Source organism: Pseudoalteromonas sp. Z9A5 (assembly GCF_011378875.1).
In the GTDB taxonomy this organism is placed as follows: domain Bacteria; phylum Pseudomonadota; class Gammaproteobacteria; order Enterobacterales; family Alteromonadaceae; genus Pseudoalteromonas.
The window spans coordinates 1-848 of sequence record NZ_WTLC01000111.1 but is presented as its reverse complement, the minus strand read 5'-3'; the positions used below and the strand labels follow the sequence as shown (position 1 = coordinate 848).

Genomic DNA, 848 nt, shown 5'->3' with positions numbered 1-848 from the left:
CGAACGGTCCTACTTTTGGGCCGTTTTCTTTTTTCTGGAAGAATATAACGTTTCACTCGTTCTCGCATTGCCCTTAATTTCTTTGGAATTGAACCTGGCGAAGCGATGGCACACCAGAGTATTTCATCCTGTATATCCCGCAAAGCCATGACAAAACTAATTCTCAGCGGGGAGACTTTAGCCTCTTTGGCTATTCGACTTATCTCTACTCGAATTAAATTGTAGGCTAGCAATATACCCCATAGCTCTTGATTGACTCCATCCACAGTCTGACTACGCAAAAGAATACTATCCTCAAGCATCTGGTGTTTTATTTCTCCATAGCTATTTTCAATTTCCCAGCGCTCGAAATAGACATCAAGAATGGCCTGTGCACCAAAAACCTGTTTATCATCCAAAGAGCACAGCAGACCTTTTATTTTTCCAGGCCCCATTGGCTCAGGATAAAGAACCAGTCTGGCCTGCCAGCACTCAGGAAGCGAAGGGTCTTGTTTTCTGGCATGCGCAGATACACTCATCTCTACTTTGAAGTCATGCTCAGAGTAAGATTCAATGACGGTGTATTGCGTGTTGCTTTTAATCGGGACCATCCAGTGCGACTGTGGGTGTTGCTTACGCCAATTAATCAGTAGCTCAGCGCTGAGATAACATCGGTCAAAAATAGTTAGACTGTTATTACTTACATGACTAAATAACTGCTTTGCGTAGTTCACCTCACCTTGATAACTGGGCCCGAAGGCAACGTGGTGTATCAACCGGCTACGCAAGGAGCTTAAGGCGCATAGGCGTACAATAGGATATTCTGTATGACGGTTTTTACTGTGCTTAATATAGTGAAAGTGCTCAGC

Annotated in this window: 1 protein-coding gene; it reads right to left on the bottom strand. The window is 44.0% G+C overall.

Annotated elements, in window-relative coordinates:
• A partial coding sequence (locus GQR56_RS21240) for an IS4 family transposase (protein WP_166115359.1) occupies positions 1-848 on the bottom strand: 848 nt, incomplete at both ends.